This window comes from Dyadobacter sp. HNCC25DJ183 (assembly GCF_056895175.1).
This window is the reverse complement of sequence record NZ_JBXHAP010000007.1, coordinates 97,248-110,658: the sequence shown is the minus strand read 5'-3', so window position 1 is coordinate 110,658 and position 13,411 is coordinate 97,248. Positions and strand designations below refer to the sequence as shown.

The 13,411-nt window shown below is 48.5% G+C and carries 12 protein-coding genes; 6 read left to right on the top strand and 6 right to left on the bottom strand.

Annotation, left to right across the window (positions count from 1 at the left end):
- Positions 1–107: 107 nt before the first annotated feature.
- Entirely contained in the window at positions 108–1,208 is a 1,101-nt protein-coding gene (locus AC1XTG_RS18325; RefSeq protein ID WP_484842948.1) for an endonuclease/exonuclease/phosphatase family protein, read from the bottom strand.
- 131 nt (positions 1,209–1,339) lie between these two features.
- Here AC1XTG_RS18325 and AC1XTG_RS18320 point away from each other — a divergent pair, with 131 nt between their 5' ends.
- The 3 genes from AC1XTG_RS18320 to AC1XTG_RS18310 are packed head-to-tail and all read left to right on the top strand — an operon-like array spanning position 1,340 to position 4,663.
- Positions 1,340–2,515 (top strand): glycosyltransferase family 4 protein, encoded by a 1,176-nt coding sequence (locus tag AC1XTG_RS18320; RefSeq protein ID WP_484842947.1) that lies wholly within the window; start codon positions 1,340–1,342, stop codon positions 2,513–2,515.
- Positions 2,505–3,491, top strand: a complete 987-nt coding sequence (locus tag AC1XTG_RS18315; RefSeq protein ID WP_056284814.1) for a lysylphosphatidylglycerol synthase transmembrane domain-containing protein — start codon at positions 2,505–2,507, stop codon at positions 3,489–3,491. Before AC1XTG_RS18320 ends, AC1XTG_RS18315 begins: the two co-directional genes overlap by 11 nt.
- Before the next feature lie 5 nt (positions 3,492–3,496).
- Complete coding sequence (locus AC1XTG_RS18310) at positions 3,497–4,663, top strand: glycosyltransferase family 4 protein (RefSeq protein WP_484842946.1); 1,167 nt, start codon at positions 3,497–3,499, stop codon at positions 4,661–4,663.
- Here the strand turns inward: AC1XTG_RS18310 and AC1XTG_RS18305 are convergent, their stop codons facing one another.
- The 3 genes from AC1XTG_RS18305 to AC1XTG_RS18295 form a co-directional block, all read right to left on the bottom strand.
- On the bottom strand, positions 4,664–5,446 hold the full coding sequence (locus tag AC1XTG_RS18305) for a hypothetical protein (RefSeq protein ID WP_484842945.1): 783 nt from the start codon (positions 5,444–5,446) through the stop codon (positions 4,664–4,666). It lies immediately after the preceding gene.
- Positions 5,447–5,568: 122 nt separating this feature from the next.
- Positions 5,569–6,327, bottom strand: a complete 759-nt coding sequence (locus AC1XTG_RS18300) for a LytR/AlgR family response regulator transcription factor (protein WP_484842944.1) — start codon at positions 6,325–6,327, stop codon at positions 5,569–5,571.
- Entirely contained in the window at positions 6,324–7,412 is a 1,089-nt protein-coding gene (locus AC1XTG_RS18295) for a sensor histidine kinase (protein ID WP_484842943.1), read from the bottom strand. Before AC1XTG_RS18295 ends, AC1XTG_RS18300 begins: the two co-directional genes overlap by 4 nt.
- A 210-nt stretch (positions 7,413–7,622) precedes the next feature.
- Between AC1XTG_RS18295 and AC1XTG_RS18290 the strand changes: the two genes are divergently transcribed.
- The 3 genes from AC1XTG_RS18290 (at position 7,623) to AC1XTG_RS18280 (ending at position 10,785) form a co-directional block, all read left to right on the top strand.
- Positions 7,623–8,657, top strand: a complete 1,035-nt coding sequence (locus AC1XTG_RS18290) for an LLM class flavin-dependent oxidoreductase (RefSeq protein ID WP_484842942.1) — start codon at positions 7,623–7,625, stop codon at positions 8,655–8,657.
- 110 nt (positions 8,658–8,767) lie between these two features.
- Positions 8,768–10,222 (top strand): TlpA family protein disulfide reductase, encoded by a 1,455-nt coding sequence (locus AC1XTG_RS18285; protein ID WP_484842941.1) that lies wholly within the window; start codon positions 8,768–8,770, stop codon positions 10,220–10,222.
- Between the two features lie 134 nt (positions 10,223–10,356).
- Entirely contained in the window at positions 10,357–10,785 is a 429-nt protein-coding gene (locus AC1XTG_RS18280) for a hypothetical protein (RefSeq protein WP_484842940.1), read from the top strand.
- A 29-nt stretch (positions 10,786–10,814) separates the two neighbouring features.
- Here AC1XTG_RS18280 and AC1XTG_RS18275 read toward each other — a convergent pair whose 3' ends face one another.
- Together AC1XTG_RS18275 and AC1XTG_RS18270 are read right to left on the bottom strand one after the other, a co-directional pair.
- Entirely contained in the window at positions 10,815–11,954 is a 1,140-nt protein-coding gene (locus tag AC1XTG_RS18275; RefSeq protein ID WP_484842939.1) for a hypothetical protein, read from the bottom strand.
- 97 nt (positions 11,955–12,051) lie between these two features.
- A complete protein-coding gene (locus AC1XTG_RS18270; protein ID WP_484842938.1) occupies positions 12,052–13,395 on the bottom strand; it encodes an alkaline phosphatase family protein in 1,344 nt (447 codons plus the stop codon).
- Positions 13,396–13,411: the final 16 nt, after the last annotated feature.

Here is a 13,411-nt window from a genome sequence, read left to right as displayed (position 1 = left end):
CGACGCAGCTTTGGCGATGGATTAAATAGTAGCAAATAAATTTAATTCGCTTTTAATCTCATTTTAATGTGTTGGTTTAAAGGATAATGTAAGTCCTGATACTCAGTTCATCGTGCGTGATTTTTACCTGTTGCATTTGCGGCAAGTACAGCAGGTAACTGTGTTTGCACGCGCCAGGAAAACCGGGCGGTTACCGGGTGGTGATCGGAAAGGGGGGTACCTTCCGGTGTGGAAAACAGGCGCTTCTCAAACTGGTAGTCTGTTGTTTCCATGTGCACCGCAGTACTGCCGCGGTAAAGGATCTTGTCAATCGTTTCGGTATCATGGTCAATAGAGAGTATGTCTTTGGCCGGAATCGCGGCGAGCGGCTGAGGTACATTTCCGTCGTTTTTACTTTCAACCCATACATCCTGCAAACCGAGCTCGCTTTGTAAAACCGAAATATTATCCAGGTTATAGCTGTAACGTCCATTCAAATCGCCCATCAGAATGACCGCATTCCCTTCTGAATGTTGCCGGATATACCGTGCAAGTTGAGCGATGTTCCTGCGGCGCGCCCTGGCTGCGGCGGGATGGTTATATGCATTGGCGTGTACATTGTAAAAATCTATGAAAACGGCCCGTGCGATTTCAACCCTGCTGAAAGTAAATCCTTTCGGCGTGAGGCAATCGGCGCCGGTACAATCTTCCCATTTGATCCTTTGCAGGTTCCTGACAGGAAACCGGGACAGCGTATTCAGCCCGTCGCCAAATGGGATCTTGCCTTTACTCACACTGCGGAAAGGGTGGTTGTTGCGGCTGTACAAAGTGCGGTTGTAATTGAAATCCTCCTGAACGTGCGCGATATCAAACCGGTTGAGACGAGCGCCGATTTCGCGGATACTGGGGTCCCGGTCGGTCGCTGCGCTGGAAATGAGCTGGGGCAAGCCTGCGATATTATAGCTGATCACGGTGAAGCTGCCTGAGGAGGAAGTGTCTTTCGCGGCGGCCTGGGTGTTATTGAAGTCGGGTATTTCGCGGGTAACTGTGTTCGCCCAGAGTGCAGGCAGCAGGAGCAGGAGCCAGACAGTGCGGTTTTGCTGGCGTTTTTTGGACTTGAACTTGATCATTCCGTGCGTTTTAATGATCTCCGAAATTAGTCCGGGCATGTGAACAGGATGCATCCGGAATATTACCTTATCATTATTTAATGCGGATATTTCAAGCATAATGGTTACATCCTGCATTTTGAATGCGGGAGCTGAATCATTAGGAACAAAATTTGCGTTGGGAATAATTGTTAACAGCAAGTTCACATTCAGGAAACCTGCACAAGCTATTTTAGCAGATCATAGCCACCATGAGAAAAGTGAGAGTTGCCTTTTTCGCTGAGATCCTCGTTGCCGATTTTGACGGGGCAGCGCGTACAATGTTCCAGCTTTTCAACCGCATTGATCCCGGGCAGTTTGAATTTTTGTTTATCTGCGCAAGCGGACCTGAGCAGGTCAAAGGTTTTGATTGTGTCCGCATTCCCTCGTTACCCATTCCGTTCAACAGCAATTATGTGATCGGAATGCCTGCTTTCGCAGCGACGGAAACGCGTGCGCGCCTCGATGCATTTAAGCCGGATCTTGTACACATCGCAACACCTTCTTTTCTGGGGCATTTTGGTTTGAGTTATGCAAAAGAAAACAGGCTCCCTGTCACCAGCATTTATCATACCCATTTTATCAGCTACATTTCCTACTATTTCAAATACCTGCCATTTTTGATCAAACCTGTTGAAAACCGCGTCAGGAAATGGCAGAACCGGTTTTACGGAAGTTGTGATAAAGTTTACATTCCTTCAACAAGTATTGCCAAAGAGCTGGTGGAGAGCGGAATGGCGTCGCATAATATGAAGATCTGGAAACGGGGAATGGACACAAGCCTGTTCTCGCCCGGGAAAAAAGACGAACAATACCTTCGCAAGCTGACCGGCAATGACCTGCCCACTGTACTTTTTGCAAGCCGGCTGGTTTGGGAAAAAAACCTGGAAACGCTGATCGACATCTACAATCTGCTGAAAGCGGAGCTTGTACCATGCAATTTCATCGTTGCCGGCGACGGTGTGGCCAGAAAGGATTGTGAAGCCAGAATGCCTGACGCGATCTTTCCCGGCCAGCTGGATCACACTCAGCTATCTGTGTTGTACGCTTCTGCGACCGTTTTCGTGTTTCCATCTGTATCTGAAACTTTCGGGAATGTGGTCCTGGAAGCGATGGCTTCTGGCCTGGTGCCGGTAGTTGCAGACGGCGGCGGAAGCAGGGATTTCATTGCAGAAGGTGAAAACGGCTTTAAATGCGCGCCCTACGATGCTTTTTGCTACGTCGAAAAAATCAGGGAAGTGATTGAAAACCCTGCATTGCGATCAAGATTAAGCGAAAATGCGATCGAATACAGCCGCAGCTATGATTGGGATGAACTCGCCAGGGTTTATTTTAGCGATCTCATTGCTTTGGCCCAACCTACGGAAAAGATCCAGTTTGAAGATTAACCCTGCATATATACGTATTATCAAGACCGTCCTGGTGCTAAGTATCTCGGTGCTGCTGTTCCAGTTTATCCGGAACACCGACCTGGCCGAAGTATCCGGGGCACTGCAAACAGCTGGTTCCGGCTTTCTGCTGGTTTTGTTCAGTACATTCGTCGCTTACTGGTGTGGCGCTGTGGGATGGTGGTATTGCCTGGGCGAATCACGCCGCCGGATTTCGCATTTCCGGATATTTGTAGTCAGGCATATCAGTGAAACCGTCGGTATGTTCAATCCCGCCAGTGTTGCGGGAGGCGATATGTTTAAGGTTTTCCTCTTGAAACCTTACGCGATTGATCAGCAAACTGCACTTACTTCGGTGGTCATGTACCGGTTTCTGATGATCCTCAGCCAGCTGGTGCTGCTTGTAGTGGCGATGCTCTGGCTGGTAAGCAGTCAGGATATGGTGTTGATAGCGCCGGTGTATGTCGCACTCATCATTGTTGCACTGGTGCTGTTTGCCACCGGTTGTTTCTGGTGGGTAAAAAGGGCGGCCGGGCTGGGGCCACTGGCGGCTGGTGCGGGAAGGCTGGTGAAGATCAACAGCAAAATACGCGAGATCCGCATCGAGCTTAACCGCTTCGCAAGCACGCACCCCAAAGAGCTGCTGCTCGCATTTGCCGCATTCCTGCTCCACTGGCTGATCGGCTCGGTTGAATTTTACATTATTTTGAAACTGCTCGGATACGATGTGACGCTCATGCACGGACTTTTGCTGGATATGGGCGTAGTGATCGTGAAGTCTGCCGGCGCATTCGTGCCCGGACAGATTGGTGTGGAAGAACTAGGCAATAAACTGATGCTGAGTGTTATCGGCATTTCGAGTGCATCGTTGTGGCTGTCGGTATCTGCACTCCGCCGCACGCGCCAGCTTTTCTGGATTTTAATGGGCGCATTGTTTTACGCGGTATTTGCCAGGAACAAACGCATATCCTCCTGAATTCAATGGAAATCCTCTTCGTAAGTCATAAATATCCGCCGGCTGTGGGTGGAATGGAAAAGCAAAGCTACGAGCTGATCACCGGAATGGAGCGGTATTGCAAAGTGCATAAAATCGTTTTTGACGGAAATGAAAGTATCATCCGCTTTTTTATTCTGTTAAAAAAAAGGATCATTGAAACCTGCGCGAAAAACCCCGGAATCAAGCTTATCCATTTTAACGACGGCCTGCTGGCTGCTTTTTGCGTGCGGCACGAAGGGTACACTCACCTGAAACGAACAGCTACCCTCCACGGCCTCGACGTCGTTTTTCCTAGTGCGATTTACCACAAAAACATTCTCCCCCGGTTCAACAGGTTTGATAAGCTCATTGCTGTAAGCAATGCTACCGCAAAAGCGGCTGTGTCACTTGGCATTCATGCAGAAAAGCTGGTTGTTATTCCAAATGGAGTGGATACGCAGATCCCGCATTCTCGCACCGAAGTTACCATTTCCGGATTGCTGGCTGAACACGGGATCAACTATCGCGGGCAGCGGATACTGGTAGCATTGGGCAGGCCTGTGAAGCGGAAGGGTATGTCGTGGTTTATCAAAAATGTGGTTCCCCGCCTGCAAGGTGAATTTCTGCTCCTTCTGATCGGCGCCTACCAGCCCGAACCGACCACGCCCGAAAAGCTGCTTTCGTTTTTACCGAAAAGTGTTTCGCGGAAAATCACATTGTTCCTCGGTTTTCCAACCGACAATGCCCCGCTTCGCGAAGTGCTCAGCGACCCCGCATTGAATGCGAAGGTTAAGCATCTTGGAAAGCTCCCGACGGATCACGTACAAGCCATTCTTGCTGCATCGGCTGCTTTCATTATGCCAAACATCAAAGTTGAAGGCGATATGGAAGGTTTCGGACTGGTTTGCCTGGAAGCCGCAATCGCCGGGGCTCCGGTTTTTGCAGCTGATATCGACGGTATCCCCGATGCAATTCAAGATGGTAAAAACGGGTACCTGCTTCCTTCGGGCAATGCTGCTGCCTGGGCGGAGCGGCTGAACGAAGTAATTCAGTCAGGACCGGCTAAGCCGAATCAGGATGCATTTAGACTATATACCGAGGCAAATTTCAGCTGGGAAAGGATGGTAAGACGCTACTATGATCTGTTCCGGTCCTGCGTGGAGCGCCGGTAGTCAGTGCGGCCGCAGGTAAGGGGAGAGCTCCATTACATCTACTTTCAGGAGCCGGCTTTTGAAAAGATCTGATTTGTATTTGAAAATGAAATTACGTAGCGACATTCCTGTTCGGTTAAGAATATACAGGTTCGCTGCCTCTTCGGATATATTGAATTTGAACAGCAGCTCCGGCACGCGGATCGTCTTGTTCTGGTTCAGCTCACACCGAAGATATTCCACGATCCTGTCGGTAAGTACCTGCTCCGTTGATTTCTCTTCTGTTCTTTTGACTTCGAAATTGTTTCTTGCCAAAATGGTCACGATCAGGTCCATACTACCTTTGATCAACCGGATGTGAGAGGATTGGCGCTGGGTTATTTCAAATGCAATTTGGTTTACAAGGTAATGGATCGTCTCGCTGTCTCTCACATTCCTCAGCGGTTTTCCGGGTGTAAGTCTGCTGTTATTACAAAAGTTCTCTGCGTGTTTGTACGTATCTGCAAAGTCTGCGTCCACAGCCTTTTTGGTGTGGAAGTCTGTTGCCAGGTAGCTGTCAAATGCAAATACAAAGATCTCAGTGCCTTTATTTTCGTCAAAAACGGGCTGCTGTCCGGGTTTCAGCGCGATGATACCGGCTGGTAAATAGGAATGAATGCGGCCGTCGAGAACAAACTGGCCCTCGCCGGAAAGCACGTAAATAATGCGGTAATGTGAAAGGTGTTCGGGAGTACTTTCCCAGCAATTGGTTTTACACTGAAGCAAATGAAATTTCTTGTGCGCACTGAATTTGACCACAGACATCAGAAAAAGGATTTGTTTAAACCCAATTTTCAAAAACATACATTCTTTTGAAATTCTAATTCTCCGAAGGCAGGTTTTGGGGACTTAAAGGCGGGTTTTCTCTTGCAGAAGCTGGCTAGGCACTAGCGGCCAAGCCAATTTTTGAAGTCGGTAATGCGCTCGGAACTGACAAAAACATCCTGTGAAGTGGCGGGATTGAGATCGAGTTTCAGCTTGCCCGCCGAGATCATGTGGATGTCGCGGATCGCATTGACGGAAATAAGCAGCGTCCGGTTGATGCGGAAGAAGTCGGCCGGATTAAGCAACTGCGACAATCTTTCCAGGCTATATTCAACCGCAAAATGCCGGCCGTCATAAAGCCTCAGAAAAGTGGCACGTTCTTCAATGACGAAATAGGCAATCTCCGAAGTTTTAAATGTAAAAATGCGGGGGCCGGCTGTTGCCAGAAACCGGTCTTTGTACTTCTCGCTCAGCAAGCTGGCCGTGCTTGTATCGTGATCAGCTTTTTCTTGTTGCAATGCATGCAGCTTTTTAAATTTCAGCAAAGAAGCTTGTAAATCAAGCGGGTTGATCGGTTTAAGAAGGTAATCAATGCTATGTGCTTTGAAAGCTTTTTGCATGTATTTATCAAATGCCGTCGTGAAAATGATGGGGATCATCAGGTCCAGACTTTCGATGATCCTGAAACCATTATCGTCTTCCAGGTGAATGTCGAGGAAGATCAGGTCGGGCTGCGCATTGGATTCATTTTGCAGATAAGCGATGGTATCCAAAACGGACGGTATGATCGCCAGGACGTGAATGGACGGAGCAATGCCCGCGATAAGATTACGCAATCTTTCGGCACTCAGTTCTTCATCCTCAACAATCAGCACTTTCATGGTATCAGCGGGATTTTAACAACGAAGTGGCTGCTGCTTTTGTCGATAATAACATCTTTGTCCAGCAGCAGCTTGTACCTGTTGATAATATTCTTCAAGCCCAGTCCGGTGGTGGGTTCGGTCAGTTGTCTGAGCTGCAATGGATTACTCACCACCAGCATTCCGCCTTCGATGCCAATATTTATCCGCAGCGGGTTACTCACGGACATTGTATTGTGTTTCACGGCATTTTCAATCAGAAGCTGCAAAGTGAGCGGGATAATGGAATAGCGTTCCAGATCTGCCGGGGATAAGTCCGCATCGATAATGATTTTTTCCTTAAACCGCATGCGCAGCAGGTAAGTGTACGTTTCCAGGAATGCGACCTCTTCTTTCAGACTGATCTGATGCAGCTCGGCTTGTTCCAGAATGTACCGGTAAGCGAGCGACAACTGCTGGATAAATTCGCTCGATTTTTCAGGACGGGATTCCACCAGCGAAGAGAGTACACTGAGGTTATTAAATAAAAAATGCGGGCTGATCTGGTTTTTTAATGCGATAAAACGTGCATGTAAATTCTCCTTTTCTTGCTTTTCAGAGTCTACAAGCAGCTTTTTAAGTTTTTCCTGCACCTGGTTGTTGACACAGAGATAGTAAGCCGCGATCAGTGCGAGAATGGTCAGTGCCTCGTTGGAGCGCCTGTGAAATGCCCTGATACGTTGCCAGTTGATATGGTCGAGAAAAGGTTGTTGAGGCTGGCTCCACAGGTTGTCCATCAGGCCCCAGGTATATCTTAGAATGGAATTGAAAAGGATTGCCATCAAAACAGCAGGAACGAGCGTGATCAGCTGATTGGAAAGCTTGAATTCGGGTGACTCGGCGGTGCCGGTCAGGACAGCGAGCTTTTCGAGGAACCAGTCGACCACATAAATCCAGCTGGTATAAAAAATGGTGCTGATAATGATTTCAATCCCGAAAAGCGGCAGGTTACCGGGTATGGTGTGCCAGCGTTCGGGCGGAACGTTTATGTAAGTCCGCAAGGGAATGTAAATGAGCGCAAGCGCAAAGCCGAGCAGCCATTTCTGACCAAAGATATAGGGCCGCATGTTTCGGGTTCAATGTGAATCGGCGAGTAAATTACGATAATCGTATTTCTGGTACTCACTGGATTTTTCTTTCTCCTTATAAATTTCAATCAGCTCGTTTTTTACTTGTCCTGCTGTTATCCTATTTACAACTCCACAATGAACTTTATACTGCCGAGATCGCCTTTTCTTTATGTAAACTGTTACACGATTCAAAAGAGGAACAATATCATGGAAATAGGAATAAGCATGTTCGGGGATCTGGCTTATAATCAGGCCGGACAGTCGTTTCAATCATCGCAGCAGCGCCTGCGGGATATGCTGGAAGAAGTCAAGCTGGCAGACCAGGTCGGACTGGATGTATTCGGGATAGGAGAGCACCACCGGCCCGACTTTGCCGTGTCAGCCCCGGAGATTATCCTGGCTGCTGCCGCGTCAGTTACCAAGCGTATCAAACTGACCAGCTCGGTGACGGTACTCAGCTCCAACGATCCCGTGCGTGTTTACCAAAACTTTTCCACCGTAGACCTGCTTTCCAATGGCCGCGCCGAAATCACCGTCGGCAGGGGAAGCTTTATTGAATCATTCCCGCTTTTCGGGTACGACCTCAATGATTACAACGGTCTGTTCACTGAAAAGCTGGACCTGCTGAAACAGATCAATGAAACAGAAACTATTAGCTGGAAAGGCAAATACCGCGCGTCGCTTGACAAGCAGCAGGTACTGCCGCGGCCTTCCAATGGAAAGCTGGATATCTGGATCGCCGTGGGTGGTACGCCGCAGTCAGTCGTTCGTGCGGCCCGGCTTGGATTTCCATTGATCATCGCGATCATAGGCGGCCAGCCTGCCCAGTTTCAACCGTTTTTTGAATTATATAAAACAGAGTATATCAATGCAGGTCACGATCCCGCCAAGATGCAGCTCGCGACGCATTCGCACGGCCTGGTAGGGGAGAATGGCGGCGCACTGGCCGACCTTTACTATCCGGGATATGCCGCGCAAATGGACCGTGTGGGAAGAAGCCGCGGCTGGTCGCCTTACACGCGCCAGCAGTTTGAAGGCGGTCGCAGCAGCAACGGTGCCTTGTTTGTAGGTGATCCCAACCAGGTTACCGACAAGATTTTACAGCAGCAGGAAATGTTCGGACTTACCCGCTTCCTGCTCCACACCGACGTAGGCGCGCCCGCCCACGATGTATTGATGAAGTCCATTGAATTACTTGGCGACAAAGTGGCTCCGGCAGTCAGGAAGGCGCTTCATAAGTAGGTTTGAAGGTGCAGAGAGCGGACCTGGCAAGTTAAAAGTGATCTGTTGCATCAGAACGCCAACTTTGGCAGTATGGGCAATGTAACTTGTTGTATCATAAACTTGACGCTATGTTCCTCCACCTGAAAAACCTTCTGTTAGTCTGCATTGTCGCATTATTGTTTGCGGGCTGCGCGAAAAAGGACGACTGGAAAGTCAAGATTACTTTCCGGTTAAATAAAGCCAAAGGGGCCGGCGCAGTTCTGGTCACCTACAATATGCTAAATCTGGACACATTGGTTTTAGGGAAATCTACCTTGGATAGCAATGGTTTTGGGGTACTAGAAACAAAGATCGAAAAGCCGGTTTTCGGCCATGTTTATTTGCAGGACCAGTATATCCCATTGTACCTCAAAGCAGGCGACGAGATCGTACTTGAAGCAGATACCAGTACTACGGGAGATGGAGTCAAAGTCGTCGGAGATGGCGCTGCGGTTAGCGGGTTTATTCGGAATGCCCAGAAAATCAGGCAGAAATATCAGAATTACAAAGGAAAGATGATATGGCAAAATGAGCCTGCCGAGTTCGTGTCCAGCTTCAAATTGTATCAGAACGAATTGAACAAGGAACTTGAAAAACTGGAAAAAGAGGACGGTATCACCCCAGAGGAAGTAGAGTTGATGAAGAAGAAAGCAGGGATGACATTGCACGCTTATCAGCAGCATTATCTGAACAACCATTACAGCTATGACATGGACGATCCTACCATTCCGGCAGATTTGAAAAAGGTAGTTACGACGTTGCCCACGGATTCAGTTTTGTTGGACATGAACATGTATGAATACGGCGAAATCCTGTCGGGTTACCTGATTTCCGGTATTCACGGCCCCTTCGGCAAGCTGGCTGACAAAATGAATGAGGACTCACTCGATGGGCACTGGGTGGAGCTGTCTGATACATTTATTCAGAAAATGAAGTTGCCCCCCTTTTTGAAAAAGCATTTCAGAGCAGCCAATATCAACTATTGGGTACAAATGGAAGGCTTGTCGCCGGAATTAGCCCAGCTTCGCGAGGACTTCTATAAAACGACGGTCTCGCCTGTTTATAGAAAAACGCTGGACAAAAGCTTTGCCAAATGGGAGGCACTTGGCAAAGGAAAGCCAGCGCCTGACTTTACGGGGGTTACCGCCAATGGCGACTCTGTTTCATTGCAAAGTCTCAAAGGCAAAGTTGTGTACATTGACGTATGGGCTACCTGGTGCGGGCCTTGCCGGGACGAATTCCCGTCATCGAAAAAGCTTGTGAAAGAGTTTGAGGGAAATGACAAGGTCGTATTTCTGTATGTATCTGTTGATCAGGATGTGAAGGCATGGAAGAAAATGCTGAAAGACGGGCTCGCTCCCGCCGGAATGCACAATAATCAGCAAACGGATGTCGCCGGATCAATCTGGGAGAAGTACCATCTCTGGGGTATTCCGCGCTATATTATGGTGGATAAAAACGGCAAAATGCTGGAAGCCCACGCTGCCCGGCCTAGCTCCGGAAAGGTAGCGGCGGCGATCAGGATGCAGTTAAAGGAAAGCTGAATGCAAATGCCGAAAGTGGTTGCATTGTAATTTTTAAACCTGATCACACGCTTTGTTACGGGCGAATACCTTGAAATTTTGAAGTCTGGTGGATATATTTGTTCAGGCAGTTACCCCTACTGAACATCTGACGGATGACAACGGACGCACTCACATACCTGCGTGAAGAAATAAAAACCTATTTCCCTGAATCAAAAGAGCTTCAATTATCTGGCAGCCTGGCTAACCAGCCGCGCTTTAACTTTTATTTCGAAATCACCTGCGGGCTGCGTTTCCTGCTTTATCTCAACTGGGACGGTGACGGAGATGGATTTACATTGAAATGTCTGGAATTCGTGGAGGCTGGTGTGCTCAAAAAGCTCGTGTCTTCTTATCCCAACTCGGGCTCTAAAGTATTCAACATCGGTCAGCCCAGGTCTACGATCGGATTTTTGTATAAAGGGAAAAACACTTTACAGCCGCTGTTCACAAGAGGATATTTCAATGAACCGCTTGGTACCTCGGACATTACCTGCGGCCAGCTTCTGAATTCCATTGATCCTACGTTAATCGTAAGAAGCTGAATACACACTTTCTCCAAAATCTAAAATGGTCAGCGCAACCTGGCCAGCTGCATTTCAATGGTATCGCGGCTCATCACAAAATGCAGCTGCATTGATTTTCGTGTACGGTTGCTCACGGAAATCATCAGGGTGTCCGTCCGCCTGTCTGCCCGGTTCGGATTCCCATGAATGAACCTGATGTTATTTTTCAGACTATCGAATTCGTAAGAGCCCGTCAGGCTTTCATCCGGCTTGTAGCGGTACGGGTTTGGACTGAATGCGCAGCCGTTCCAGCCTGCGAAGTATACCTTGTTCCACGCTTTGGTATCTGTAAGCCAGGCAGCGGAGGAAACGAGCTCGCTATTTCTTCGGAGCGTTTCTACTTTCCACGTCCCTTTGAGCACGGTGTCCGTTTTGGTACTTACAACGTAATATTGAATGGTGCAAAACGCAGCTGCAATGATCACGAACCGCAGTGCATTTTTTAGGAAACCGGATTTGTCTGATACCCGCGGCAGCTTTTCCACGAGGTCCCAGAATGCAGTTTTGAGTTTTTGAAAATCGAGCAGGAGCAGGAAAGTGAGACTGATCGTGTAGATCACCGAGTTGAAGAATGCGCCTACGGCAATCTGGTAAAACATGTTGATGAGAACAATGTTGACCATTACCGGCAGCAAAACCATGACGCCGATCAACGTGGTACGACGGAAAAGAAGCAGTATGGATCCGCCCACCTGGAACAATGCGAGGATCACCGCCAAAGTGTAGGAATAGCCAAAGTAGTACCAGGTAAGCGCGAAACCGCTCAGTTCGCCCACTGGAATATCAAGGTTAAACTCCGGTGATTGAAGCTGCGTTTTCAGGATTTTGGCAAAACCGTAAACGGAAATCGAGTAAGCCAGCCAGTAGCGAACTACTCCCTGTAAAACGGCGTGTCGGATGCCGCTGTTACCTTTCCCTTCTTTCTCTTTTTCATGCCATAGTATCGCGTAAACAAGCCCGCCCACAAAGGCCACGGTCACAATGCCGATCAGTAATGGATGATAGTAGTGCCCGTATTTGTGTAAGAGTGAAACCGGGACAAAGTTCAGTATGACAGTAAAGGATGACAATACGGCCAGAATCCCCAGAGTACATTCACAGATTTTCAGGAAGAGAGAGGAGCGGGACTGAGAAAAAGGTTCGGTCATAACGATACAGGAAAGAGCTGGAATCCTGTAAAGCTATGACCGAAAGTGAATTTTTGAAAGTATATAAGTGCCTGTTTTTGAGCAAACAGGAATTAACTTATTCTTTCGCCAGCAAGCCCGGGTACAATGTACCGTCAGCTGTGGGGAAATTGAGGTTCAATAATTTGGCGATTAGCGGTGCGATATCCTGCAAACTCATTTCCGGAATTACTGCACCTGGTTTGATACCCTTTCCAAATGCCACAAAACCGGTTTGGATTTCTTTAAAATCGGGAAAAAATCCGTGGGTACCTCCGCTGGCACTGCGCATGAAGTCGCCGGTAGCTGCGCCGCTGATCGTAATGCCCTGTACGGGTGCGATAGCCAGAGCTGCATTCGGGTCAGAACCTACTGCGTCTAATGCCGCGCGGTCTTTCACCGCAAACAGCGCCTTCTGGTTTGCAGGCAGCTGGCTTAGGATCTGCTTTACCTTTTCCAGGGTTTTGGTATCGTTCTTATCTTTCAAATGCAAAAAGGCCGATCCGCCTGAGCTGTGGAAATAAGCTTTCCAGGCAGCCTTGTTGTTCGGGTCGTACAGGCCGGCTTTTGCGAGCAGGATATTGGGCGCAATGGCCGTGTGAATGTCTACAAAACCGTGGTCACCTGTGATGATAAATGTGGTTTTGTCCCTGATACCTGCCTTTTCCGTCGCTTCAATGATCGTTTTGATATTACGGTCAACTCCGGAGAGTGAGGATTTTACCTTGTCGCCTTCCCGGCCTTCTTCGTGTTCAAAATGGTCCACTGCAACCAAATGTACTGCCAGAAACGAGGGCTTGTGCTTGCGGATCAGGTAGCTGCTGATACGCGCATTGTTTTCGTCAATGCTCAGGTAATCTGCGTCAAAATCAATTTCGTCCAGCTTTCCGGTGGCATGCTGCTGCACTTCCTCGAACAAGCCTTTCGGCGTAGAACTCTCGGTCAGCGCCTTGATGACAGTACGTTTGCCGCCTTTTGTTTCAGGCAAATTCCAGTACTCAGGTACATTATAGCTCGCCGGACTGTTGAGCGACACCGGCCAGAAAACCGACGCGGTAACCAGTCCTTTTTCTTTCGCCGCACTGAAAATGGTCGGAACCTTGATCGTGTTATAATCCCAGATCCATTTGCCGGTAACTTCCAGCGGCTCGGAAGGTGTGTTGTAATAAACCCCGTGCTTCAAAGGCTTCACCCCGGTAACCATCGTGGTGTGGGAAGGGTAGGTAACAGACGGAAAAACGCCCGTTACCCCGTCGGAGTAAGCCCCTGTCTGCATTCCCTGCCGTACATTGACCATGTTCCACGTAGGATCCTTATAAAACTCCGGGCGCAATCCGTCAATGCTGATCAGGATTACGTGTGAATCCTGGGCGAAAGCGTTTAGTGACAATGCGAGGGTGAGGAGTGTGAGTAGTTTTTTCATATTGTTCATTATTATT